The following is a 23,526-nucleotide window of genomic DNA, read 5'->3' on the forward strand; positions in this document are numbered from 1 at the left end:
CTGCCGGCCCCCGGCGCGGCGCCCCTTCATGACCATCGATCCCGCAAGGAGGCATCCATGACCACCACACAGACCCCGGCCCCGGCCCCGTACGTCCCGGCGCACGACGGCATGTGCCCGCTCGGCCCGCACCTGGTGTGCGCGGACTTCAACGCCATGCCGCAACGGATGTGGCGCACCGACCGGCAGGACTGGCCGTGCGAGGGCTGCGGCGCGCCCATGACCCGCACCTACGCGCCCGCCACCGGCTGGAGCGCGTGGCGCCCGGCGACCCGATGACCTCGGCCGGAACCGGCGACCCGACCACCACCGACCCCCGACAGGAGACGCGCCGCATGACCACGCAACCCCCGCCGCCCGGCACCACCGCCGAGCCCGGCCCGACGGCCCCGGCAACCGCGCCCGAGCCCGCCGGGCAGGTGTACCTGGTCGCCGGGGGCGACCTCGTGGCGCTGTTCGACACCCGCGAGGCGGCGGACATCATGCTCGTCACGATGATCGGCGCGAACCTTGACCCGGTGACCGCGTGTCTGAGCGCGGCCCGATGGGATGAGGTGCGGGCGGACCTGCTGGCGCGCGTGCCCGCCCTGACCATCACCGACGCTCGGACCGGCCGTGCGGGCGGTGCCCGGTGACCCGCCCGCCCGGCGCCACCCCGGACGATCCGGCGATCCCGCCACGGCTGGCCGCGCGGCCCCACGACGCGCGGCGCGGACTGCCGATCCCGCCGGTCAACCTGCACCCCGACCCGACCGGCGGCGGGATACACGTGGACTTCACCACGATCAACACCCGCACGTCGACCGACCTCGCCGTACAACGGTTGTGCTCGCTGTGCGGGCAACCGATGGGGTACTGGGTGGCGTTCCTCGGCGGCCCCCGCGCGGCCGAGCTGATGCGCTACGCCGACCCGCCCGGGTGCGTGGAGTGCATGACGGCCGCACTCACGCTGTGCCCACACATCGCCCTCGGCAGGCACCGGCGAGCCCGCGCCGACCGGCCCGGTGGCGGCATCATCCCGCCCGGCTCGCACGGCGACAAACCCGACCGCTACCTGCTCGGCATCACCCGGCACTACCGGACCCGGTTCATCCCCGAGCACGGCTTCAGCGTGTACCTGCCGGCCCGGTTCAAGACCGTCCACGAGTACCGCTACGGCCCCGACGGACGGCTGAACACCGACCCCCAATCGCGACCCTAGGGAGCAAGCGCCATGACCGGGTTTCACTCCGATCTCACCGTCGACAAGCTGATCCTGCACGCCGGCCACGAAGTAGAGATCGTGACGTACGCGGGAGAAAACGTCTCCCTGGACTGCATGACGTGCGGCGAAACCCTTACCGACGCCGCCATTGCGGATGACGCCGAACCGGCCGACCGGCCCGGTACCCCGGTAGCCGTGCGCCAGCGGCGGGCGCCAGATTCGCCGCAGAAAACTCCATAGACCGGCCCGGATCGACTTGATCCGCCACCTGTAGGTAGGGACCATTATTTGTGACGGCGCACCCGGGATTGGAACCCCCGGCCCGCCGCCACCATCCACATCGACCCGGAAGGAAACACCCGTGGCACACGAACTCGAACGCCTCGCCAACGGACAGACCGCCTTCGCCTCCGCCCGACTGTCCGCCTGGCACCAGCTCGGCCAGGTCACCGACGACTGCATGACCGCCGAGGAGATCATGAGCAAGGCGTGGCTCGGCGGCTGGGAGGTCCGCAAGATCCCGCTCCAGGGCATGGAGATCACCGACAAGGGCGTGACAAAGGTCGACTGCCCCGACAAGTTCATGACGGTGCGGACCAACCCGCAGACCGGCGCCACCGAGTACCTCGGCATCGTCGGCGAGGACTACACCACCGTGCAGAACGAACAGATCGCCGAGGTACTCAACCTCCTGGTCGACGAGTCCGGCGCGCACTTCGAAACCGCCGGCTCGATGCGCAAGGGCAAGAGCGTCTTCGTCACGATGAAGCTGCCGACCGCCATGGAGATCGCCGGGGTGGACCGGATGGACCTCTATCTGGCCGGCACCACGAGCCACGACGGGACCGCGTCGCTGAGGCTGGACGCCACGCCGGTGCGGATCGTGTGCGCCAACACCCAGCGGTCAGCCTTCGCGCAGTCGGAAGGAACCTACACCTTCCGGCACACCTCGAACATCACCGCGAAGATCAGCGAGGCCAGGCAGGCCCTCGGCCTGATGTGGAAGCACTTCGACGCGTTCGAGGCCGCGGCCGAGAAGATGATCAACGAGGCGCTCACGATGGGCGAGTTCGAGAAGATCGTCGCGCAGCTCTGGCCCCTCGCCGACGACGCCACCGACACGGCGCGCAACAACGCCAAGCAGCGCGCCTCGACCCTGCGCTACCTCGTCCGCGACGCGGACACGCAGAAGGCGATCAAGGGCACCCGGTGGGCCGGGTACCAGGCGATCACCGAGTACGTCGACCACTACGCCAAGGCCAGCACCGCCGAGATCCGCGCCCGCCGCGCGGTGACCGGTGCCGGTGCCGACCTGAAGGCCCGCGCGTTCGACCTGCTGTCGGTCTGAGCCGTAGCCCGGGTATCGGGGCCGGCACCGCCGCAGGCGACCGGCCCCGCCACCGGCGGACACCGTCACCACCGAGCGCGCCACCGCCACCGAGCGGAACGCCTCGGGATGGTCCCGCCCGCGCACGTAGCCCGGCCCTAGACGCCCCCAGGCGCCGTATCTGGCCCGGCCCGGGGTGTCGCCCGCCCCCGGCTCGCGGGGCGCCGTCACGGCCGCGCCCGAACCTCGATCGCCTCGAACTCACTCCACGATGGAGGACCCGATCATGCCCACCGAGCCCATGCCCGGCGCCGGTGCCACACCGACCGCCGAGGAGCTTCTCACCTCGATCAACGAGCTGTGCGAGGCGTACGCGCTGGCGCGATCCACCCGCGCCCTCGCGCAGCACGCCGAGACGCCGGCCGAGTACGACAACCTCACCGCGCGCGCCGAGCACTGGGAGCTGAGCGTCCGCACCCGCTTCGACGCCCTCGCCGACACGGTCGAGGCCGCGTTCCCGCGCGGCGCCCGGATCGAGGCGTTCCTGCCGGTGCGGGTACTGCCCAACGGCCACGTCGAGATCCACGCCCGCGACCAGCACACCCGCCCCGTGGTCCTCGCGCTGTCCGGCCCGGAGGCCGTCACCGTCGGCGTGCACCTCACCGCGTACGCCGCCATCGGCCTCGACCGCACCGGCACCAAGGTCGACCGCGTCCTGCCCCCGATGATCACCGACCCGCCGCCGGCCACCACCACCGACGCCCGGCCCGGCGGCCCCGCCGCGCTCATGACCGCCGGCCCCGCCGCCCCGGCGCGCGGCGTCGCCACCGCACCCGCCGGACACCGCCGCCACGCCTAACCGACCGACCGCGCGGCCGGTCGGTCCGGTACCGGCCGCGCGGCGGGCGACCCCCAACCCCCTCGATCGGAGATCACCATGACAACGGAACGCCTTCTCGCCCTCGCCACCGAGTTCGCACTCGCCACCGGCGCCGCCGAACGCGCCTACGCCTACGCCGCCCGCGCCACGACCGACGACGAGCGCAACGAGCACACCGCCAAGGCGCAGCAGTGCCAGGTCACCGCCACCCAGCGGCAGGAGGAACTGCGCCGCGCCCTGCGCACGGTGACCGAGTCCACCGTGCGGGCTGTGCCCGACGGGCGCCTCGCGGTGAGCATGTGGCAGCGCGGCCTGGTCGAGGTCCGCGCGATCACGGCCAAAGGCGCCCGCGCCGTGCGGGTGCGCTACACCCCGGCCGAGGCCGTCGCCGCCGGCACGGCGCTCATCGCCTGCGCCGCCGTCACCGACACCGCCGAGGGCGGCACCCTGTCACGCATCCTCGGCACCTTCCCCGGAGCCCACTCACCCGACTCCGAGCCGGAGCCGGCGACCGGGCAGGACACGCCCGACCACGGGACGCGGGCATGACCAGCACCCCGGAGAACGCGCCCGAGATCGACGTCACACAGATCTTCCTCGACGGCCGCCGGCTGACTGCCGCGCTACGTGCACTCGGCCCGGTCGAGCCCGCCCTCGCCGACGTACTCGACCACCTGAACCTGCGCCTCTACCCCCGCGACCACACGGCCGGTGACCACAGCGCCTACGTGGTCCTCGACCTGCACGGCGTCTCCCTCGGCGCGCAGCGCCGCGCGGGCGGCCTGTACCTGCACGCCGACACCAGCGAGAGCGACGACGACCTCATCCACTTCGAGATCAACGGCGGCGGCGAAGCCGACCACCCCACCCGCTGACCCCCCTCCACGGACGGAGAACACCCGATGCCCCTATCACGCAACCAGCGCCTCGGCCTGGGCGACACCGCCCGCGTCGACCACCCCGAACACGGCTTCGAGCACCGCCTCGGCACCGTCACCGACTTCCGCCTCGACAGCTTCACCACCTGGATCCACTGGTACCGGCTGCGGTTCCCCACCGGCGACGAGCGCACCTACACCCCCGACAAGATCACCGCGTGTGGCCGCGACGACGACCACGCCGCCCTCATCACCCACCTCGACGCGGCGTTCCGGTCGCTGGCCGCCGCGTGCCGCATCGGCCACGACTACGGCGACGACGAACTCAGCGCCGAAATCTTCTTCCACACCGCCAGCTTGATCGACTCCGCGCGCCTGCGGCTCCGCGTCACCCTCGACCCGGCCCGCCTGGTCGACCTGGGCACCGCCGCCGACCCGGCCGCCGTCGGGTCGGCGGCCCCGGCTCCGGACGGGGACCGATCGTGACGCCCGTCGTCACGCACGCCAAGGCCACCCACCACGGCGGGCCGGTGTGCGGGGCCGACGACGGACCGGCAACCCGGGTCAGCGAGGACCCGCTGCAGATCACCTGCCCGGACTGCCCGGACCTCGTCTGGATCGAGGAACTGCCCAACGACGCCACCGCGGGAGACCCCCGGATCATCGAGGTACTGCGTGAAGCCACGCGCGGACACATGCGCAAGGTCGACGGGCTGATCGTGGACGGCACCACCGCCGCCGCGATCCTGACCGTCTACGAGGTGATGAAACCGCCGACGCGGGCGAAGTTCCTCGCCCTGGACCTCGACAAGATGACCACCGTGGCGTGGCGCCTGCTGCGCCCGCACCTGTAGGGCCGGTCGGTGGCCGGCGGGCACGCCCGAGGGCGTGTGGAACCCCCGCCGGCCACCTCACCCGCTCCGGACCATCCAGGCCATCGACAGCCGCATTTCCCGGGCGAGCGTGGCACCGATCCTATGCCGAACACCTCGATGCATCGCCACGGCGACGAGCGGCCTGGGCGGGGTGAGAGAGGATGATCGCCGTGGCGAAACGCAACATCGGCGGCCGAGTCGCCCTCGACCGCGACGGGGTGGCCGCGCACACCGGCGCGGCCCGGCCCACGGTCAACCACTGGCACCTGCACCGCGACCGGTTCGGCTTCCCCGAAGGCTTCACCCACGACGACGGCGAGTGGTTCTGGCTCGACGACATCGAGGCATTCCACGCCGCCCACCAGGCCACGAAGAAGGCCGAGCTGACCGAGGTCGACCGCAGCGGCAGCCCGACCGAACTGGTCACCTCCGGCGGCGCGGCGGCCATCCTCCGTTACCGCTCGTACCGCAACCTGCCCGACGAACTACTCGACCTCGCGGACGACACTGAGGAGCTGGCCGACGGGCGGGTGCGCCGGTTCTGGTACCGGCGCACCGTGTGGGACTACGCCGACGGGCGGACCGGTCGGCAGTCCACCGGCCGCACCCCGGGCACCACCACCGGCCCGCGTAAGCCGCATCCGTACGCCGACGACCCGCGCCTGCGGGCCGCCGCCGACCTGCTAGCCGAGGCGCGTGAGGCCGGGCGGGGCCGGCGCGGCCTCGGGGTCGAGCTGGCCCGCCGCCTCGGCATCCCGCAGCGCACCGCGCAGCGGCTGCTCACCGTGGCCGAGGGCGGGCAGCCGACCTGACCCCGTCGAGCAGCGTGGGGCGCCGCCGGCCCCCTCGCCCGGCAGCGCCCCACGCGCGGGGAGATCAGTCCTCGTCGTCGGTCTCGGCCGGCGTGGTAGGCACCGGCGACAGCTCCAGCAGGTAGCGCAGCACTCCGTTGATGTCGGTGCCCCGGGTCTTGGCGGTGCGGGCGAGCACGTCGTAGCTGTCCTGGCTGACCTCGATCTGGTGCCAGCCGGGTCGGGTCTCGGTCGTCATCGGCTCCTCCAACGTGGATGGGGTGGGCGTCCCGGTCGGGGCACCCGCCGTCCATCCATGGCGACCGGCATGAAGGCATCAAGCCGACCGTGGCGGCGCACTGACCGGCGCGGTATCCGAGGGCGGCCCGCATGGCGCGGGCGTGCGGTAGAGGGCCTCGGTCTCGGCGGCGTCGGCGGACCGCATGAGGGCGGCAGCGAAGGTGCGTGCCTGGGCGGGGTTGAGGTACAGCTGCACATCGGTGCCGTCGCCGAGGTGGACCTCGACGTGTGGGCGTTCGATGTCGGCGGGGTCGGTGCCGAGCCAGGCGGGCGGTTTGTTCCAGAAGGCCGGGCGAACGTGGGCGTCGACCAGGTGGCACGCCTCGTCGTAGACGGCCACCGACGTTGTCGGGCCTCGGTGCAGCAGCGTGCCGGGCGGGTCGGAGTCGCGGCAGTCCGCGCACCACGGCGGGCAGGAGCCGAGGTGTCGCCGGGCGTCGGGCGTCGCGGGTTGCTCGTCCATGGGGTTCCTCGATTCTGGCGAGGGCGGGATGCGGTCGGAGCGGGGTCAGACCGGCAGCTTCGGGCGGGAGCCGTTCACCGATGGCTCCTCGCGGCGCAGGGCAGTGAGCAGCTCGGAGACCCGGTTGTTGCGGATCGCGGTGCCGTTGCGGCGCAACCGACGGGCGAGGGCGTCGCGGCTGACGGTGCGGCCTTCGCGGGTCAGCTCGTCGCGGGCAGCGCGGGCGGCCGGCAGCAGCGGCACCAGGTCCGCTGCGAGGTCCGCGCCGTCGTCAGCGTCGTCCTCGTCGTCGGCCTCGGAGGCGCTGTCGTCGTCGGTTGCGTCGTCCTCGTCGTCCTGGCCGTCCGGGTACTGACCGCGTTCGGCGGCGGACGCCGGATCGGGCGCGGGTATGGCGGGCGGACGGTCGTCGGATACGCCGTCGGTCAGCTCGGCGTGCGCGGGCCGGACCGGTGGCGCGGTCGCAGGTGTCGCAGCGGCGAGGCCCGGCTCCGGTTCCGGTGTGGCGCTGGCCGCGGTCGTTGTGGCGGGCGCCCCGGCCCTACCGGGGGCCGGTGCGGCGGGGGTGGTGTCGCGGTGGCGGGCGGACAGCTCGACCAGGGACACCGAGGCGACGACGATGAGGCCGTCGACGGACAGTGGGAGCAGGTAGGGCACGGTGCCGGTTTCGCCGTAGCGGGCCACGACTCCGGCCATGTGCCAGTACGAGACCCAGGCGGCGATGCCGGCGATGGCGGCGGTAGCCGTGATGCGCAGTACGCCGAGGCTGCGGCGGTACAGCGGGATCCGCGAGACCAGCTCGACCGTGATGAGCAGGGCAAGCGGCGGCCATGCCGCGATGGCCTGCGAAACCGGGTGCGGCCTCGCATGGAGGATGTTCGCGGTGACCGAGGCGGCCACCCCGAGGGCGAGGGTGAGGCGCACGGCCCATCGCAGCCGCCGCAGGCGTGCCTCGCTCATCCGCGCACCCCGCTCGCGGTCGCGGGTCGGAGCTGGCGTTCGGCGACGCGGCGGGTGGCCTGCGACGGTTCGGCGTCACCCAACTCGGCGAGGCGTTCCTCGAGCCGGCGCAGGGTGCGGCGGACCGCGTCCGGGCGGTTCTGGCGGCCGTGGATTCGCATGATGCGCTGGTACAGCTCCTCGTTGACCGGGTCGAACTCCAGGGCGCGTTCGAGGGCGGCGACGGCCTGGTCGGGGTGGTCGGCCTCGGTGATCTCGGCCATGCGGGCATACACGGAGAGGATCTGGTGCCGGTAGGTGGTGGCGTGGTCGGTGATCCAGGTCTGGTCGGCGCCGTCGGCGAAGTCCCCGCCGTACAGCTCGACCGCCTCCCGCAGCAGGGCGAGGGCCTGGGTGTCGTCGTCGGCGGTGTTCGCGGCCTCGATGGTGGTGAGCATCTGCCACAGGTCGACGGCGATCAGCTCCAGGTCGAGGCGGTAGCGGCCGGTGGCGCCGTCGTAGATGACGAACATGGCCTCGGGGTTGCCGGTCGCCGTGCGCAGGACCCGGCGGGTGGTGCTGACGTCGGTGCGGATCCGCTTGCCGGCGGTGGCGAGGTGGACCTCGGGGTGCAGGTCGGCGGCGAGCTGGTCGAGGGTCCGCCCGCCCGGGTGTACGGCCAGGGAGGCGAGGACGAAGTAGGAGCCGCTGCGCATCCCGCTCGTCACCGGCCCCGCGTCGGTCTCGGCCACCAGCGGGCCGAGGACCCTTAGCCGCACCAGGGCCGGCGCGTCGCTGGCCTGAGCCGGAACCGGCTCGGCCGGGGCCTCGACCGGGGCCGCGGCGTTGCTGCTCGGGGCGGGGTCGAGTTCGACGTCGTAGCCGGCCTCGGGCCGTGCGGTGGCGTCGGTCAGCATGGCCAGCACGGCGGCGAGATCATCGGCTGCGAGGGTGGACAGCCGCGCCACCCGGGCCGCCTCGTCGCCGCCGGTGGTGGTGGTGGTGGTGCCGTCGGCGGCGACCTCGACGCTCGGAATGCCGTCGAGCGGGCCGAGTACGACCGGGTGCAGGTCCAGCGCGGCGCGGTGCGCGCCGACGGCGAGCAGCCGGGCAGCGTGCCGCGCCGTCGCCTCGATGAGCAGCACGTACGGCGGCTGCATTTCCGCGTGGTCGGTGCGGGCGTTCAGCGCGGCGACGGTGTCGAGATCGAACGTGTCGAGGACTCGCCGGCGGACGATCATCTCCTCCTCGGCGTGGGTGACGGCCGCGGCGACGTCGGAGAGCACGACGAGGCGTTCACCGTCGAAGCTGGTGCCGTCCGGATCGAGGCCGACCAGCGGCGCCCCGTCGGGCAGCAGCCGAGCGGCGATCTCCACGGTGGTGACCACCACCGGCCGCTTCTCCACCGGCGCCGTCGTCCCGGTCGCCAGGGCGGCAGCGAGGATTGCGCGGGCGGCCGGCTCGGCGCCGGCCCCGGTCAGGGCGACGCCGGGGCCAGGAAGGTCGAACAGGCTGACCTCGCCTCCATCGACATCGACGCCGATCGGAGCGGACACGGCCGGGACCGGCGGCCGGTGCGACTCGTCGTCCTCGGTGCCCAGGCGGGCGGTGCCGACCGCGTCAACCCGGGCCAGCGGCTCCGGTACCGGGGCGGGCTGCGCCTCGACGCTGGCGCGGATCGGGAACGCCAGGCGGGCGCGGCGGCGCCGCTGCAGGCGCAGCAGCGACGCCACGGTGGCGATGAGGGCTGCCAGGCCGAGGCTGACCCAGCCCTGCGACGGCAGGCTGATCCCGGCCTCGTCGTGCGCGCCGACCGCCTCCCTGTCACTGCCGTCGTCGGGGGCCTCGGCGGACGGCGTGCCGCTGTCAGCGGGTGTCGCGCTGGCCGACGCTCCGGTGGCCGGAGCGGCGTTGCTCGGCGCGGTGGTGGTCGCCGACGGCGCCGGGGTGGCCGGGCCGGGCGTGGCGTCGCCCGGAGTCGGCTCGGCCGCGCCCGTGCCGCCGGGCGCGGGATTGGCGGGCGCGGGGTCGCCCGTTGCCGGGCCGGCGTCGTTGGGGGCCGGGTCGGCGGGCGCGGGGGCGGCCGGGGCCGGGTCGGTGTCGTGGGCGGGCAGGGCGAGGACCCACCCGATGTGGATCTCGTCTGGGTCGGTCAACGAGTAGCCGTTGGCCTGCTCGTGGCCTCGGTTGAGGGTGTAGATCTCCCGCCACCGGTGCGGGTCGCCGAGCTTCGCCTCGGCCAGGTCCCACAGGTTGTCCCCGGCCCGGACGTGGTGGACTCCGCCGGGGGCGTCGCGTGCCCACGCCGGGACGTCGAGGTTGCGGTCGGCGAGGGCCTGGGCCGCTGCGGAGGTCCGGGTGTACGCGGAGGTGACGGCGTCGCCGGTGGCCAGGGACTTCACCCAGGCGTGATCGACCACCGCCGGGGCGACGGTCGGGGCTGCCTGGACGACCGCGACGGCTGGGCGGCGCGCGGCGGCATCGGCCGCAGCGGCGGCGCTCGCACCGGGACTGGTGAGGGCGCGGGCGGCGTCGAACAGGACCGCGCCCGCGATGGCGCCGACCAGCACGGCGGCCACCCACCGGATCGGGCCGCGCCCGGTGACCGGCGGGCGGGGGCGGCCGTGGCGGGCGGCGGCAGCGTGCGCGCTGGCCTCGATGACCTCGACGATGACGTGCCGGACGAAGGTCAGCCACAGCGCCCAGCCGATCGTGGCGAGGAGGCCGAGGATCATCTGGTCCGACCAGGGGCTCGTCACCGCACCGATTACCTCGGCGACGCCGGGAAGGTGGGCGGCCTGGGGCCAGCCGATCCAGCTCAGCGGCCAGCTGGCCGAGGCGGTCAGCAGCCACGGCACCCCGGCGACGAAGCCGGCCAGGGCGGCGAGGGCGGCCACGGCCCGCAGCAGCCGGCCGGCGGTGGCGAGGGTGCGCACCATGCTCAGACTCTCCTTACCGGTTGGGGATGAGGTCACGTGTTGGGGCCGGTCACGCCCTGCACAGCGGTCGCGGTGGCCGAGGCGGACACGCTCAGGGTCCGCACACCGACGATCTGCAGTAGCTGCGTGCGGCTGGTCCGGCGGATGTTGACCGTGACGGTGGTGGCCGTGGCGGAGGCGTCGCCCTGCACTCCGGCCGAGGCCAGCCACGCCTGCGCGGCGGAGGCGGCGCCGGCCGGGTCGAGCTGGGCGACGCCGCGGGTGCGGTAGGCGTTGAGGTCGAGCTGCTGCGCCCCGGCGCGGGCGGCGGACTGCGCGATGTCCAGGGCCTGCACCTTCGCCGACAGGGCCAGGCCGGCGTCGAGCACGAGTCCGGCCACCGCGACCATGACGACGCTGAGCAGCACCGCGAACGGCGTCACCTCCCCGGCATCGGCTCGGCCGGTACGGTGACGCAACCACCGGCCCACGGCACGGATACGCGACCTCATGGGGCCACCCCTCTCCACTGGTCAACGGGCGATGTCGCGGTCGACTCCACGACCCGGCTGCCTGGCACGCCGAGCAGAACGAGATCCGCCAGCAGGACCCGGCACGAGACAGTGACCGTGACCGCCCCACCGGGGCGCAGCCCGCCCGTGTGGACGCTCACGGTGGTCTGCTGGCAGGTGACACCTCGGGCGGCGAGGGTGTCGCGGGCGGTGCGTTCGGCGCCCGCGACAGCGGCGGCCTGGCTGCGGGCGATCGATCCCGACCGGGCGCCGCTGCTCGCGGCGGCGTCCACGTCGATCTGCGCCGCCGCCAGCCGACCGCAGAGCACCACGAGTAGCAGAAACATGATCAAAAGTGGGGTGAGCAGCGCCATCTCGGCGGTGCTCGCCCCGGCATCCGGGGTGCGGGTCAGTGCCCGCCACCGGGCGGCGAGGCCCGCGCGTAGCTGGGTCATGCCAGCACCTCCGTTCTGGGCGGTAGCGGGATGGCGGATGTGGGTCATCCGAGGGACGAGAGAACGAACACCAGCAGCGCGCCCGCGCCGAGGCACGCGATCAGCACCGTGACGAGGACTGCCACCCCGAACGGCGCGGCGGCGGGTGCCGCGTGCGCGTCGGCGACGTCGAACAGGGCGCGCAGGAACTCGGGGTCCTCGGCCAGCAGCGCCCGGTACTCCTCGCCGTGGACCGGGTCATCGACGTCGGCTCTCAGCGACGCCACGTAGGCGGCGAACCGGGCGTCCGCCTCCGGGTCGATGGGCTGCGTCCCGGTGCTCGGCGGGACCGCCGACGGATCGGCATCGGAGATCATGCTGCGCCTCCCGGGTCGGTCCACCTCTCGACCGGCCGCACCACCACGGCGGTGACCCGCCACGAGATGCCCGGCACGACGGTGGCCGCCGTCCCATGGATCTCCACCCGGACCTCGGTGGCGGTCCGGGTGACCGACACCTGGGGGTTCTTCAGCACCCCGTCACCGATCGCGGCGAGGGTGTCCGCGCCGGCACCCTGCCCGGCCCCGGCGCTGGACTGGTAGCCGGCGGCCGTGCTCGCCGCCCGAGTCGCGGCGGCCTGGGCGACGTGGGTGGCGTGCATCCACACTCCGGCCTGGATGACGAACATGACGATGAGCAGCAGCAGCGGCATGGCGATGACCAGCTCGGCCGTGGCGCCGCCCGCGTCGGGGCGGGCGGCCACGCGCCGCCATCGGGCACGCAACCGCCCGGCCGTGCCGCGCGCCGGGGAGGAGGGTCGCGCGGCACGGCGGTCTCGGGAGATGGTCACCGGGGGCATGGCAGTCCTCAGCCGAGGTTGATGCTGTTGGCCTTGCCGGTCACCTTCGTGGCGATGATGGCGATGACCGCGATGGCCAGCACCACCAGCAGCGCCGTCACGAGGACGGCCTCGGTGGAGTAGCCGCCGTCCTTGGTGTCGCGCACCGCCTTCCAGCGGTGGCGGATTTCGGCGGTCAGGTAGCTCAGCAGTGCGGGCATGGTTTCCTCCTTCGAAGGCGGGCGAGCACGGAACGGTGCGGGCAGGTACCGGGGCTGGCTGCATCGGGACTGGTCAACAACGAGCGGACGTGGCGGCGACTGGTGCTGGTGCCGGGAACGGCGGTGAGGTACCAGACGAGCCGCTGGTCGCTCACCATGCGGGGCCGGTTCGGCGTTGGTCAGGGGCGGGCGTGTTCGTAGTGGTGGACGAGACGATCAGCTCCTTCGCGGGCTAGGCGGTCGGTATGTGGGGCGTGGCCGCCGTGGCGGCGGCCGGTGGTTGGTGGTCAGGTGCACTTGGCGACGAGCACGACGACAAGCAGCAGGCCAAGCACGACCGCCAGCACGACGGGCATGACGCGGCTCTCGGTGCTCACCTCCGGGTCTCCTTCCAGATCAGCCGGGGCGGACAGTCGGGATTGGTGAACTGGCGGGGATCTCTAGAGACCGCCGAGGACGGCGGCCAGGGCCGGGTAGCCGAGGAAGATCAGGAAGCCGCCGAACAGGGCGACGATGGGCAGGCTCATGCGTTCGGTGGCGGCGTTGGCTTCGCCTTCGGCGTCAGTGAGCTGTCGCTCGCGCATCGCCACCGCCCTGGAGCGCAGCGACGAACGGACCCGGGCGCCTTCGGTGCCAGCCATCCCGACGGTTGCGGCGAGCTGCTGCAACTCGGCCACGGCCAGGCGTTGTCCGAGGACGGCGAGGATGTCCCACGGCGCCACCCGCGCCAACCTGGCCTCGGTCAGCGCGTAGCGCAGCTCCGCGTACGCGGGGCCCGACCCGACAGCGGCGGCCTCGTCCAATGCCTGGTCGACCCCGGACCCGGCGGCGAGGCTGATCACCACCAGGTCGAGGAACGACGAAAGCGCGTCGCGGAACGCGGCTCGGTGCTTGGCCGCGTCGCTGCGAACGGACAGCTCCGGGGCCAGGAATCCGGCCACCCCGAGGATCAGCGACGCGGCGGCGGGCATGGTGAACCCGGGAGCCATCCCCGCGAGGGCGAGCAGGGTGGCGAGCACCGGCGGGACGAGCAGCCCGAAGACGGTGGCGGTGGCCTGCTCGGCGAGGTGCACGTCGACCGGTTTGTCCACGGTCGCCAGGTCCCGGCGGGTACTGGCGAGCGGCAGGCCGGCGCGGCGTAGCCACCGCACCGCCGGGCGTCCCCACCGTCCGGCCCACCCGGCGGCGGCCTCGGTCGCCTCGGCGTTGGCCTGAGCGCGGCGCACCTGCCCGTAGGGGGCGTCGAGGGCCTTGTCCAGGCGGGGCGGGCGCGGTGACCAACCGACGAGCATGAGCCACAGTCCGAGGCCGGTGCCGGCGCCGAACAGCAGAGTCCCGGTCATCGCAGCACCACCGCCTCCGCGTCGGTGCTGTCGGCAACCCCCTGCAAGATCCGACTGGTGTCTCGGTCGCGCATCAGCTGAGCCAGCCAGAAGAACGCGAAGGCGAAGCATCCGCCGGCCATGAGCAGGACGAGCTGTCCGGTGGCGGTGTCGAACGGCGCCAGGTAGCCCCGGTTGATCAGGGTGAGGATGCCGGCCATGGCGAGGGTCACGCCGACGATGACCCGCGCCGAGGTGCGGTTGCGTTTGCGGCCGGCGGCGATGCGCTGCCGGCTCGCGACCTTGGCGCGAGCAGAGGCGGCCAGCTCGCCGAGCACCTCGCCGAGCTGCCCGGCGCTGCCCCGCGCGGCCATGAGCAGGCCGGCGACGACGAGGTCGGCGGTCGGGTCGGCCAACTCGGCGGCGAACGCCCGCAGCGCCGCCGGCAGCCGCCAACTGCGCTGCAGCCGGGTCGCGAGGCGGGTCACCTCATCGCGGATGGCCTCCGGGGACTCGATCGCGCTGGTGGTGATGGCCTGCTCCAGCCCGGCCGCACCGGACAGGCTGTCACGCAGGGACTCCGTCCAGGTCGCGATGGCCTCGATGCGGGCGACCCGGCGGGCGTGGTCGCGGTCCGGGCCGATGACGGCCGGCAGTACCCACGCCCCGACGGCGGACAGGGCCGCCGCGACCGGCCAGCGGGTCAGCACAGCCGCGACGACCCCAACGGCCAGGCACACGGCTACCCGGCGCCGGTCGATCGGCCCACGGCCCGAAGTGAACCTCGACAGCCACGAGTCGCCATCGAGGTCGACGGGCCCGTTGTCCCGGCCCGACAGCCCGACGGCCACCATGACCACCCCGAACGCTGTTCCCAGCCCGAGCAGCGCGGCCAGGGGCACGGTCAACGTCATGACGCCCACCCCCCGCCCGGTGCGGTACGCGCCTCATCGAGCAGGCGCGGGTCGAACCTGGCATCGGCCAGGGTGGACAGCAAGGCGGTCGACGGCGGCGACCCGGGCACGGCCCGCCCGTCGCGGCCGGGCCGGAAGATCTCGTTGCTCGCGACCGACAGGCCATCGGCGTCCACGACCTCGCGCACGGACGTGACGACACGGCGGCTGCCCTCGGCGAGGCCGAGGTGCACCACCAGGTGCACCGACTCTGCCACGAGGAGGTTCGTTGTGGCTGGGTCCAGGCGCTCCGGGGACTGCGCGGCGTAGAGCGCGAGCTTCTTGAACACCCCGGCGCTGGAGGAGGCGTGGATGGTGCCAAGGCTGCCGTCGTTGCCCTGGCTCATGGCGTTGAGCATCGGGATGACCTCGTGGCCCCGGATCTCACCGACGATCACCCGGTCCGGCGACATCCGCAGCCCCGAGCGGAACAACATGCTCATGTCGATGGCGCCTTCGCCCTCGACGTTGGCCTCCCGCGACTGCAACGGCACCACATCCGGGTGCAGCGCCTTGTCCGAGTCCAGGGCCAGCTCGTACGTGTCCTCGATCGTCACGATCCGCTCGTCCGGCGGGATCACCGAGGCGAGCGCGCGCAGGAGGGTCGTCTTCCCTGCGCCGGTGCGCCCGGCGGCGAGAGTGTTCTGCCTGGCCCGCACGGCGGCGGCAAAGAACTCCCGCAGCACAGGGTTGAGGGTGCCGAGCTGCTCCAGGTCAGCCAGCGAAACCTTGATGTAGTGGTGCCGGCGGATCGACAACGCGGGCCGCCGAGTGACCGACATGATCGCGTGCAGGCGCGAGCCGTCCGGGAGTTGGAGGTTGAGGATCGGCGACGCGCGATCCCAGCGGCGCTCCTCGCCCCCCTCCCCGCCGGTCTCGGCCCGGCCAGCGTCGGCGGCCAGGCGGCGGATCAGCTCCACCATGTCGGCGTCGGAGTCGGCGATCGGGGCGACCTGCACGCGGCTGCCGTCGGTGTAGCGGACGAAGACCTGATCGGCGCCGTTGGCGTGGATCTCCTCCACCCGCTCGTCATTGAGCAGCGGCTGCAACCCGCCCGCCCCGAGCAGCATGTCCGCCACCGCTCGGCCCACCCGGGACTCCGCGTCCGGGCGCAGCGGCGGGCGGCCGGCGTTCATCTCCTCGGTGGCGTAGGCGTCGAGAGCCTCGGTGATCAGGCGGCGGGTGGTCGCGGTCTGCTCGGCGGCCGACATCACCGCCCCGGTGGCGGTCTCATGCGCCCGGGTGGCCCGGGTCAGCCGCTCGGCCACCTCGCGACGGATCCGGCGCACCACCGGAATCTCGGCGGCGTCAGCGGGCAGGTCGGGGGTGAACCCGTCCCGGCGGCTGCCCAGCGGCCGGGGCTCGAACGGGTAGCTCATCGGGAAGCCTCCTCACGAAAGTCAGTCGGGGTCGGTGCGGCGAGGCTCAGGTGCGGGGCAAGGTCGCCGAGCAAACCGGCGTAGGCGCGCATCAGCGGCAACCGCCGCCACCGCCGCCCCGCGACGAGTTCCCCGCCGAGGACCGCGGCGGCCTTGCGGTCGGCCGGCAGCGGCCCGAGCACGCTGACCGCGTTCGGGTCGCGGGCCAGTTCCTCGGCCACATGGGTCGACAGCACGTCAGCCACCTCGGCGGCCGGGTACACGCCACCCGGAGCAAGCAGCACGACGAGGCGGCCGGGACCGACGTCGACCAGCTCGGCCAGCACCTCACGCAGATGGGCCAGCTCGTCAGTACGGGCGCGGACCATAACGAGGACGACGTCGGCGAGGCGGAGCAGCGGCCAGGCCGAGGAACCCGGTGCCAGGCGCCCGCAGTCGGCGATGACGAGCCGGTCCGGTGCGGTGAGTACCGCCCGGCCCATGCCGGTCAGCTCCGGCAGGGCGGCGCGGGTCTGCGCCCCGCCCGCCGGGGCCACCACCACCGGCACGGCCACGTCACCGATGACGACTCCCTGCCGTCCGGCGGCGAGGGCGTCCTCGGCGTGCGTGGCGCCCCGGGCGGCGGCGGCCAGGTCCACCAGGCTCGGCGTCGCGGCCAGGTCGAGGCGGCGCATCAGGTCCCCGCCCGCCGGATCAGCCTCCACCACCACCGGCCGTGCTGTGGGCGGGGCGACGGCGGCCAGCCCGAGCGCGGTCGTGGTCACGCCGGGACGGCCCTTGACGTAGGTCACGGCAATGAGCGGCATGTCAGGCACCTCCAGGAGCGGTCTGCATCAGCACCACGCCGCCCGCCGGGGCCGCCGCGAGCTTCGGACCATCGGAGGCGTCGAGCAGGAGCGTGATGACAGTGGCGCCCTGGCCGTCGCCGGCGAGATCCACCCCGAGCACCACCGCCGCCAACCGCGCCGGGGCCGAGCTGCCCGCCGTCGAGCTGCCCGAGCTGGGCGCCGGGGCCGCCTGGCCGTTGCCGCCCGCACCGGTGGCCGAGACGTACACCGCCACCCGGGCACCGGTGGACAACCCCTGCGGGTACTGACCCGGCTTCAAGGCAAGGGAGGCGGCGACCTTGCCGGGCGGCGGGAACGCCGCCTCACCCACCAGCGACGGCATGAGCAGCGTTCCCGGCAGAAGCGGCACCACCGCCGTGCGGCCGACGACCTGCTCGGCCTGCGCGGCGGGGATGAGTTGCACCCCCGGGTCCTGCGCGGCGGAGACCTGCTTGAGGTCGGCGGCCGTGAGCGTCTGCCCGGCGGCGACCGAGCGGGCCACCGCGAGCACCTGGACCCGGTCGCCGAGACGGACCGCGCCGTAGGCGTAACCGAGCACGCACACGATGACCAGCAGGCCGCCGAGTGCCATGAACGGCAGCCGACGACGGCGCCTCGCAGCCCGCCACGGTCCCCGCCCCGCACGCGGTGCGGGAACCGTGGAACGATCTTCCAACCCTGATTTTGGGCGCATGGAACCTAGCGCCATGACCAACGTCCTCCCCGACTTGGCGCGCTTCTACGGACTACTTCGTTGCTTGTGCTAGCGGACGACCGCCTGCGACTCCTGCACCTGGGTCTGCACCTGACCGGTCGTCGTCATCCCCGGCACGGTGCCGGACTGACCCGCCCCGGCCCAGGAGACCTCCCACGTCACCGTGACCGTCACGGTGTAGGTGCCGCCAGCAGCGCCCGCCGAGGAGCGTCGGTAGACGTGTCCGCAGTCCGGTGACGCCTTCGCCGGGTCGGTGCCCGGCGTCCACGCCGTACCCGGCCCGTCACAGGTCTTCGTCGTCCCGTCACCCATCGCCCAGGACACCATCACCGGCCGGGCGGTCGCAGTGACACTCACGCCGGGAACCGAAGCGGTGGCCGATTGCGTCTTCCACGATGAAGGGTCCAACGCGAGCCAGATCGGCAGGTTGACGAGCTGGTCACCCGGCGGGTTCATCCGGATCGTGACATCGGGCAACCGCAGCTTCGCTCGCGCCTGCCGCGCGAGGATCTCCGGCGACACCGCCGGAGGCGCGCCCGCGATCCACACCGGCCCACCGAGCCCGGTCGTCGCCTGACCGTCCGCGCCGTAGCAGACCTTCTCGTACCAGCCGCCCTCTCCGGCGGGCTGACCACCCATGTTTTCGATCATGGTCGGTGACAGGTCGGCGGGCTTGTAGTAGCAGCCGTCCGCGCCGGCCCAGCCCCCGTTTCGCTGGCAGGGAATCTCCGCGCCTTCAGGGTTGCGGCATTTGCCGTCGCCGCCTCGGCCGCCGGTGCCCCCGCCGTTGCCGCCACCGTTACCAGGGCGGGCCGGTGTGCCGACGTCAACGTCGCAGCCCGGCTGGGGGTTCTGCTTGTCGCACTTGACCTTGCCGATGCCGCCGTCGGCGAACCCCGGCGTTGACACGGTGACCACGGGAGTGAGGGCGAGCATCGCCACCACGAGGACGCGGCCGATAACCCTCAGCATGACTCGTCTCCGATCACGAAGCGGCTGACCTTCCAGCCGTCGGCGGTGAGCGTCACCGTCGCCGTCGTGCGGTGCTTGCCTCCGGGCTTGTCGTTCACGAGCCCTCCGGACTTCTTGTGTTCCAGCCACTTCTCGTCGTTGACGCAGTCAAGGACGCTCGCCTCGGTGGGCGCGTCGGACGGCTTCAGCGCCGTCACCTTGGGGTCGATCTTGAGTTCGCCGAGCGTGACGACGTCCTGGGAGCGGTTGGTGTAGAGAGCGCTGGAGATCAGCCGCAAGGCGTTGCCGGTTGCGTACTTGTTCAGATCGGGCGCCTCAGGGTCCGAGGTCTTCGCCGCCTCCACGAACGCGCTCCACATGCCGCGGTACGCGATCAGCGCATCCCGCTCAGCGGCAGCGCTCGGGCCAAGGCTCGGTGTCGCCGACGGCGTTGGCGCGCTGGTCGGCGTGCTCTTGGGCTTGTCCGAGGTACACCCCGCGCCGAGCAGGACGGACGCCGCGACGAGACCAACCAGAACCGGACGGGTGAACACCGGGCAGTACCTCCCCAACTCGTGGACGGCCCCCCGTCGAGGAACCGCGTCTGCGATCCTTGACACTGGCCACTGAGGACGCGAATCAAGGTCACGAATCGTGTGTACACCCTCACCCCATAGGGACCGCAACGTGTGTACCTGCACGTACGCACCTTCAAGGGGCTGAATTCACGTACCCCGACGTACGTACCTAGAGGTGTGGACATTGAGGTGCGTACCTCGCGGCTGACCCTCAGAAGCCATCCGCGAAACTGTCACCCAGCCGACAGATCCGTCGATTTCGATTGCGGGCTACACTCCCCGAAATGCTTGTGGCCGCAAGAAAGGTGACCGCGATGAGCGACCACGGCCGCACCGACAGGGCGCTGACGCTGCTTGCGCGGCCAGGCGCCTACGAGGTGCTCCACGCGATGCAATCGCGCGACGGTACGGCCACGTTCGCCGAGATCAAGACCGCAGCACGCCAGCCGCTAGCCCTCCTGCGGGCGCTGGCGACCGAAGGCTTCGTGCGCAGCTACCACAGCGGAACCCTGGACATCGAGCCGTGCGAGCGGACCCACTTCTGCCTAACCGCCAAGGGCGAGGCGGTGACCGGTCACCTCGTCCGGCTCCAAGAGTGGGTCACCAGCCGGCCGACTCGTCGTGGCAGCCGAGGAGCTGCGGCGTAGCGACATAACCCCTCGATCTCCACATTCCAGGTCAGTAAGGCGCGCCTCACGGCGCTGACCCTTACCTGATTCACAGTGGACAGAGGTCACGGCGATCACAATCGACTGGCCGAACATTTGTATGACCCGATAGAATGATCGCTTGCTCGCGCGCTCGTGTCGGGGGAGGTGAGTCGCGCTGCCGAAAGATCTCGAACCCATCCTCAACATCGCCAAGCGAAAGCTGACCCGCGCCATCCTGACCGCCCTCCGAGACGGCCCCCTCCGGTACACCAGGGTGCTCCACGCCGTTTCGCAGACTAGTCCGGACGTCGTCCACTCGCGCACCCTGACCCGCACGCTCGCCCACCTCCAGTCGGAGGGCCTGGTCGAGCACCACCTTGACAACGAGGCCGCCGACTATCGGCTCACCAGGGCCGGTACCGAACTGGTCGACCTCCTGGCCGAACTCGACCGCTGGACCCGAGAACACTGGCCGGACGAGGACGACGAGGGCAGTTTGTAGGCCGTGGACGTCTTCGCCGCGAGCGGCCTCGCCGTCGCGGGCGCGCTTGCCGGCATCCCCATCTCCGCCATCTCGTACGCCGCGCCGGCTCACGGAAGCCTCCAGGTGCCGGCAGGATGGTGGCGCGGCGCCCCCGCACGGCCGGCGGCTGTGCTCGCCGTTTCGCTCATGGCCGGAGTGGCGACCTGGCTCGTGGCCTGGCGGCTTCCGACGACTACCATGCCCGCATTCTGGATCTTCGCCGTTGTCGGCGCCGGCCTAGCCGTTATCGACGTCCGGCGACGCCGTCTGCCGTACCCTCTCGTGGGGACCGCTGCAGCCGCAAGCGCACTCTGCTTCGCTGTGGATGCCGCGGTGCACGGAAGCGAGGGTTCTCTACTTCGAGCGCTCGCGGCTGCGTTGATCGCAGCGCTCTTGATGTTGGGCGTGGCACTGTCCTTCCCCGGACAGCTCGGCCTGGGGGACGTAGCCCTCTCGGGCGCGGTGACCCTCAATCTTGCATGGCTGAGCTGGCAGGCGGCCATCGCTGGCATGTTCATCGCGTTCTTGCTGCAAGGGGTCATCGGCTTGCTCGTCAGGGTGCGAACGAGGGCGCCAGCGACATTGCCGATGGGGCCGGCGATGTGGGCGGGGTGGCTACTCGCAGTTGCCGTGAGCTAGGCGGCACCGAGCAGGGCGACGACGCCGCAAGTCTTCGTTCGATGCCCTTTGTCCTTGTCAGTCACGTCAGCCTCCTTCCCTTCGGAGGTCCGCGAACGGGGTCCACCGGGCATGTTGATCTTGGATGCGGACGCTGTGTAGGCGGGTGCGGAATTCGCGGGCTACGCCTGGGGTGCTCGCGAGAAGAGGTACGGCGGCGCAGACCATTTTGAGTTCTCGTGCTTCGCGCAGCGTGGGCCAGTCGGGATCTTGAGTCACGTCGTAGCCGTAGGCGCGGGCTAGGCGGGAGTGGGCACCGTGGCGGCCGAAGCGGGTTTCACCGACGGGTACGGCGACGAGGTCGACCTGCCAGGGGCCTGCGCAGGTGGGGTCGAAGTCGCCGATGACAACATCGCCGTCCGGGGTGCGGAGCAGGTTGCCCACGTGCGCGTCGCCGTGGACAAGGTTGCCTTTCGATCGCTCGTTGAGTGCCGCGATGCGGGGGGCGAGGTGGTCACACCAGGTCAGGAGGTAGTCGGCCTCATCGTCTCGCAGGGCTTCGGCGTCGGCGAGCCGGCTTCGTGCGTCGGCTACGGGGTCCCAACTCGGCAGAGGGAACGGCGGCGTGCCGAGGTTGTGGAAGCGGCTCAGGAGGTGGCCGAGATCCTCGACGGTCGGCGTTGGGTCAGTGGGCGGGACGTACTCCCAGATGGTGGCGAGAAGGCCCTCGACGGGGACGGGCTGATCAACGTGCGTGGCGAGCCGGATGGTCGGGGCGTCGCGTTCGGCGAACCACGTGGCAAGACGGGCGACCTTGTGGACGCGGTCGTGCAGAACGGTGGAGCGGGTGATGCGAACGACGATCGCAGCGGTGGGCAGCGCGAAGACGGCATTGTTGGTGAGACGGAGCAACTTCGCGTCGTGACTGGGAACGTCGAGCTGGTCGGCGATGTGGCGCATGGCCTCGGTCATGGCCGCTTCGGTATACCGGCCCTTGGCGTCGGTGGTGGTCATGCGGCCGAGCCGATCGTGGACAGGGCACGGCTGAACTCGGCCACCTCCGGGTTGGAGGCGTAGGGATCCAGGTCGCGGCGGAGGTTGCGGATGCGGTCGTGTACCCGCTGGGAGGTCAACTGGGCGGCGTGCTGGATGACCCGGTTACCGACGGAGACGGCCTCATGTGGTTCCCCGGCGAGGAACAGGCCGCTGCACAGCCCGACCTCGTTGAGCACCGTGCTGCGTACGTTCTGGGGTCCGAAGGCGGAGATGGCCTCGGAGACCCACCGGACGGCGGCGTTGCCGTGTCGTCCGTCGACTCGGGCCAGGTCGCGGTAGACGCGCCCGTACTGGGCGAGTAGCTCGCCGCGGTCGTAGAAGCCCATCCACTCCGGTTCGCGGTCGGGATCGATGCCGTCGAAGGCATCGGTGGCGTCACCAAGCGCGGCCAGGGCCTCCTGCCGATCGCCCCGGGCCGCCAGGGAGGCGGCCTCCGCGCCGTGCAGCATGGCGCTGATGGCCGGCGTGGCGAGGCTGGCAAGGTGTTCGCGAGCCAGCCGGAGCGTGTCCAGGGCGTCGCCGTTGTGGCGCAGGTGCTGGAACTGCCGGGCCTGGCAGTAGCGGACCCGGGCGGCCAGTCGCAGGTCCCCGGCGGTGACGGCGGCACGTTCGGCCGAGAGCCAGTGGCGTTGGGCGTCGGAGTGGTGACCGGTGTCGAACGCGGCCCATCCGGCGAGCTGGCGGGCGTTGGCAATGGCGGCCAGCAGGGCGGGCTTGACCGTGTCGCTGCAGGGCCGGTCGGACAGCGACGTCGCCGCCTCGGCGAACCGACCCGCCTCCACGCGCAGCACGCCGCCGCCGGATTCGTAGTCCACCGACCGGTACAGCGCCACCACGGCGTTCAGGCGGGCCACATCGGAGCCGCCGATGCGCCTGCTCTTGTCGCCATGTGGTCCGCGACTGAACAGCCCGAGGGCTGCGATCAAGCCAGCGATGCCGCCGAGCAGCGAACGCCTACCGCCATCAGCCGTCTCCAACCGCCCCACCTCAAACGGCGCGTGCGGTTCGACCTCGGCAGGGTCGCCACGGACGACGTAGAAGCCCAGGGCGGCGTCGCTGGCCGCACCCAGTACGGCACGGAAAGCCTCGCGTCGGGTATCGCGGGGCCAGCGGTGCTCGCCGCGTTCGAGCTTGCCGACGTAGTTGGCGTCAATGTCGGCCTCGTTGTACCCCTTGCGGGCGAGGTAGCGGTTGACCGCGTCGGCGACCTCTTGGCGGGACATCGGCCTTCCCGATCCGGACGGCGACGCTCGGCGGCGGCGAGCGTTACGGAGCAGCTCGTTGGGCGGACGGTCGTGGCCCCGCGTCATCCCCAACCGTCCTCACCTCGATTCGCTGTGCTATCGATCCGCGAGCCGACATGTCCGGTCAGCC

Annotated in this window: 32 protein-coding genes; 14 read left to right on the forward strand and 18 right to left on the reverse strand. The window is 72.4% G+C overall.

Annotation, left to right across the window (positions count from 1 at the left end; translation table 11 throughout):
* Positions 1 to 57: 57 nt before the first annotated feature.
* From EDD30_RS04000 to EDD30_RS04050, 11 genes are all read left to right on the forward strand, one after another.
* A complete protein-coding gene (locus EDD30_RS04000; RefSeq protein WP_071806278.1) occupies positions 58 to 279 on the forward strand; it encodes a hypothetical protein in 222 nt (73 codons plus the stop codon).
* A 56-nt stretch (positions 280 to 335) separates the two neighbouring features.
* The gene (locus EDD30_RS04005) at positions 336 to 635 is read left to right on the forward strand and encodes a hypothetical protein (RefSeq protein WP_071806294.1); all 300 of its coding nucleotides are present in this window, start codon (positions 336 to 338) and stop codon (positions 633 to 635) included.
* The gene (locus EDD30_RS40280; RefSeq protein ID WP_244945100.1) at positions 632 to 1,201 is read left to right on the forward strand and encodes a hypothetical protein; all 570 of its coding nucleotides are present in this window, start codon (positions 632 to 634) and stop codon (positions 1,199 to 1,201) included. The genes EDD30_RS04005 and EDD30_RS40280 overlap by 4 nt, the downstream gene beginning before the upstream one ends.
* A 12-nt stretch (positions 1,202 to 1,213) precedes the next feature.
* The gene (locus EDD30_RS04015) at positions 1,214 to 1,444 is read left to right on the forward strand and encodes a hypothetical protein (protein WP_071806279.1); all 231 of its coding nucleotides are present in this window, start codon (positions 1,214 to 1,216) and stop codon (positions 1,442 to 1,444) included.
* 121 nt (positions 1,445 to 1,565) lie between these two features.
* A complete protein-coding gene (locus EDD30_RS04020; protein WP_071806280.1) occupies positions 1,566 to 2,552 on the forward strand; it encodes a DUF932 domain-containing protein in 987 nt (328 codons plus the stop codon).
* A 265-nt stretch (positions 2,553 to 2,817) separates the two neighbouring features.
* Positions 2,818 to 3,390, forward strand: coding sequence for a hypothetical protein (locus EDD30_RS04025; protein WP_071806295.1), 573 nt, complete (start codon positions 2,818 to 2,820; stop codon positions 3,388 to 3,390).
* Between the two features lie 78 nt (positions 3,391 to 3,468).
* Positions 3,469 to 3,960: a hypothetical protein gene (locus EDD30_RS04030; RefSeq protein ID WP_071806281.1), complete on the forward strand. Its 492-nt coding sequence runs from the start codon at positions 3,469 to 3,471 to the stop codon at positions 3,958 to 3,960.
* Complete coding sequence (locus EDD30_RS04035; RefSeq protein WP_071806282.1) at positions 3,957 to 4,286, forward strand: hypothetical protein; 330 nt, start codon at positions 3,957 to 3,959, stop codon at positions 4,284 to 4,286. Before EDD30_RS04030 ends, EDD30_RS04035 begins: the two co-directional genes overlap by 4 nt.
* Before the next feature lie 27 nt (positions 4,287 to 4,313).
* Entirely contained in the window at positions 4,314 to 4,775 is a 462-nt protein-coding gene (locus EDD30_RS04040; protein WP_071806283.1) for a hypothetical protein, read from the forward strand.
* A complete protein-coding gene (locus tag EDD30_RS04045; protein WP_071806284.1) occupies positions 4,772 to 5,143 on the forward strand; it encodes a hypothetical protein in 372 nt (123 codons plus the stop codon). Before EDD30_RS04040 ends, EDD30_RS04045 begins: the two co-directional genes overlap by 4 nt.
* Before the next feature lie 182 nt (positions 5,144 to 5,325).
* On the forward strand, positions 5,326 to 5,976 hold the full coding sequence (locus EDD30_RS04050) for a hypothetical protein (RefSeq protein WP_071806285.1): 651 nt from the start codon (positions 5,326 to 5,328) through the stop codon (positions 5,974 to 5,976).
* Between the two features lie 64 nt (positions 5,977 to 6,040).
* On the opposite strand, the gene EDD30_RS38710 is transcribed toward EDD30_RS04050, so the two are convergent.
* The 16 genes from EDD30_RS38710 to EDD30_RS04125 all read right to left on the reverse strand — a co-directional run bounded on the left by EDD30_RS38710 (position 6,041) and on the right by EDD30_RS04125 (position 19,281).
* On the reverse strand, positions 6,041 to 6,214 hold the full coding sequence (locus EDD30_RS38710) for a hypothetical protein (protein WP_170047332.1): 174 nt from the start codon (positions 6,212 to 6,214) through the stop codon (positions 6,041 to 6,043).
* A gap of 78 nt (positions 6,215 to 6,292) precedes the next feature.
* The gene (locus EDD30_RS04055; RefSeq protein ID WP_084556502.1) at positions 6,293 to 6,718 is read right to left on the reverse strand and encodes a DUF6907 domain-containing protein; all 426 of its coding nucleotides are present in this window, start codon (positions 6,716 to 6,718) and stop codon (positions 6,293 to 6,295) included.
* A 45-nt stretch (positions 6,719 to 6,763) separates the two neighbouring features.
* Entirely contained in the window at positions 6,764 to 7,678 is a 915-nt protein-coding gene (locus EDD30_RS04060; protein ID WP_071806286.1) for a DUF2637 domain-containing protein, read from the reverse strand.
* Entirely contained in the window at positions 7,675 to 10,596 is a 2,922-nt protein-coding gene (locus EDD30_RS04065; RefSeq protein ID WP_071806287.1) for an AfsR/SARP family transcriptional regulator, read from the reverse strand. The genes EDD30_RS04060 and EDD30_RS04065 overlap by 4 nt, the downstream gene beginning before the upstream one ends.
* Before the next feature lie 32 nt (positions 10,597 to 10,628).
* Positions 10,629 to 11,087, reverse strand: a complete 459-nt coding sequence (locus EDD30_RS04070; protein ID WP_071806288.1) for a pilus assembly protein TadG-related protein — start codon at positions 11,085 to 11,087, stop codon at positions 10,629 to 10,631.
* Positions 11,084 to 11,542 (reverse strand): TadE family protein, encoded by a 459-nt coding sequence (locus tag EDD30_RS04075; RefSeq protein ID WP_123678062.1) that lies wholly within the window; start codon positions 11,540 to 11,542, stop codon positions 11,084 to 11,086. The genes EDD30_RS04070 and EDD30_RS04075 overlap by 4 nt, the downstream gene beginning before the upstream one ends.
* 44 nt (positions 11,543 to 11,586) lie before the next feature.
* On the reverse strand, positions 11,587 to 11,898 hold the full coding sequence (locus tag EDD30_RS04080; RefSeq protein ID WP_071806290.1) for a hypothetical protein: 312 nt from the start codon (positions 11,896 to 11,898) through the stop codon (positions 11,587 to 11,589).
* Complete coding sequence (locus EDD30_RS04085; RefSeq protein WP_084556504.1) at positions 11,895 to 12,380, reverse strand: TadE family protein; 486 nt, start codon at positions 12,378 to 12,380, stop codon at positions 11,895 to 11,897. The genes EDD30_RS04080 and EDD30_RS04085 overlap by 4 nt, the downstream gene beginning before the upstream one ends.
* Before the next feature lie 8 nt (positions 12,381 to 12,388).
* Complete coding sequence (locus EDD30_RS04090; RefSeq protein WP_071806292.1) at positions 12,389 to 12,580, reverse strand: hypothetical protein; 192 nt, start codon at positions 12,578 to 12,580, stop codon at positions 12,389 to 12,391.
* Positions 12,581 to 13,020: 440 nt separating this feature from the next.
* Positions 13,021 to 13,923, reverse strand: a complete 903-nt coding sequence (locus EDD30_RS04095; RefSeq protein ID WP_071808757.1) for a type II secretion system F family protein — start codon at positions 13,921 to 13,923, stop codon at positions 13,021 to 13,023.
* Complete coding sequence (locus tag EDD30_RS04100) at positions 13,920 to 14,825, reverse strand: type II secretion system F family protein (protein WP_084557363.1); 906 nt, start codon at positions 14,823 to 14,825, stop codon at positions 13,920 to 13,922. Before EDD30_RS04100 ends, EDD30_RS04095 begins: the two co-directional genes overlap by 4 nt.
* Positions 14,813 to 16,234, reverse strand: coding sequence for a TadA family conjugal transfer-associated ATPase (locus tag EDD30_RS04105; protein WP_071808756.1), 1,422 nt, complete (start codon positions 16,232 to 16,234; stop codon positions 14,813 to 14,815). The genes EDD30_RS04100 and EDD30_RS04105 overlap by 13 nt, the downstream gene beginning before the upstream one ends.
* Positions 16,231 to 17,040: a hypothetical protein gene (locus EDD30_RS04110; RefSeq protein ID WP_071808755.1), complete on the reverse strand. Its 810-nt coding sequence runs from the start codon at positions 17,038 to 17,040 to the stop codon at positions 16,231 to 16,233. Before EDD30_RS04110 ends, EDD30_RS04105 begins: the two co-directional genes overlap by 4 nt.
* A 1-nt stretch (position 17,041) precedes the next feature.
* Positions 17,042 to 17,653: an SAF domain-containing protein gene (locus tag EDD30_RS04115; protein ID WP_071808754.1), complete on the reverse strand. Its 612-nt coding sequence runs from the start codon at positions 17,651 to 17,653 to the stop codon at positions 17,042 to 17,044.
* 171 nt (positions 17,654 to 17,824) lie between these two features.
* On the reverse strand, positions 17,825 to 18,712 hold the full coding sequence (locus tag EDD30_RS04120; RefSeq protein WP_123678759.1) for a hypothetical protein: 888 nt from the start codon (positions 18,710 to 18,712) through the stop codon (positions 17,825 to 17,827).
* Positions 18,713 to 18,741: 29 nt separating this feature from the next.
* On the reverse strand, positions 18,742 to 19,281 hold the full coding sequence (locus EDD30_RS04125) for a hypothetical protein (protein WP_244945101.1): 540 nt from the start codon (positions 19,279 to 19,281) through the stop codon (positions 18,742 to 18,744).
* A gap of 338 nt (positions 19,282 to 19,619) precedes the next feature.
* Between EDD30_RS04125 and EDD30_RS04130 the strand changes: the two genes are divergently transcribed.
* From EDD30_RS04130 to EDD30_RS04140, 3 genes are all read left to right on the forward strand, one after another.
* Positions 19,620 to 19,952 carry a helix-turn-helix domain-containing protein gene (locus tag EDD30_RS04130; RefSeq protein ID WP_071808764.1) on the forward strand — a complete coding sequence of 111 codons (333 nt, stop codon included), beginning with the start codon at positions 19,620 to 19,622 and terminating at the stop codon, positions 19,950 to 19,952.
* Between the two features lie 223 nt (positions 19,953 to 20,175).
* Entirely contained in the window at positions 20,176 to 20,457 is a 282-nt protein-coding gene (locus EDD30_RS04135; protein ID WP_425321275.1) for a winged helix-turn-helix transcriptional regulator, read from the forward strand.
* A gap of 3 nt (positions 20,458 to 20,460) precedes the next feature.
* Positions 20,461 to 21,117: a prepilin peptidase gene (locus tag EDD30_RS04140; protein ID WP_071808751.1), complete on the forward strand. Its 657-nt coding sequence runs from the start codon at positions 20,461 to 20,463 to the stop codon at positions 21,115 to 21,117.
* Between the two features lie 66 nt (positions 21,118 to 21,183).
* Here the strand turns inward: EDD30_RS04140 and EDD30_RS04145 are convergent, their stop codons facing one another.
* Together EDD30_RS04145 and EDD30_RS04150 are read right to left on the reverse strand one after the other, a co-directional pair.
* Positions 21,184 to 22,110, reverse strand: a complete 927-nt coding sequence (locus tag EDD30_RS04145; RefSeq protein WP_071808750.1) for an aminoglycoside phosphotransferase family protein — start codon at positions 22,108 to 22,110, stop codon at positions 21,184 to 21,186.
* Entirely contained in the window at positions 22,107 to 23,375 is a 1,269-nt protein-coding gene (locus EDD30_RS04150) for an NsdA family TPR-like regulatory protein (protein ID WP_071808749.1), read from the reverse strand. Before EDD30_RS04150 ends, EDD30_RS04145 begins: the two co-directional genes overlap by 4 nt.
* Positions 23,376 to 23,526: the final 151 nt, after the last annotated feature.

This window comes from Couchioplanes caeruleus (assembly GCF_003751945.1).
Classification (GTDB): domain Bacteria; phylum Actinomycetota; class Actinomycetes; order Mycobacteriales; family Micromonosporaceae; genus Actinoplanes; species Actinoplanes caeruleus.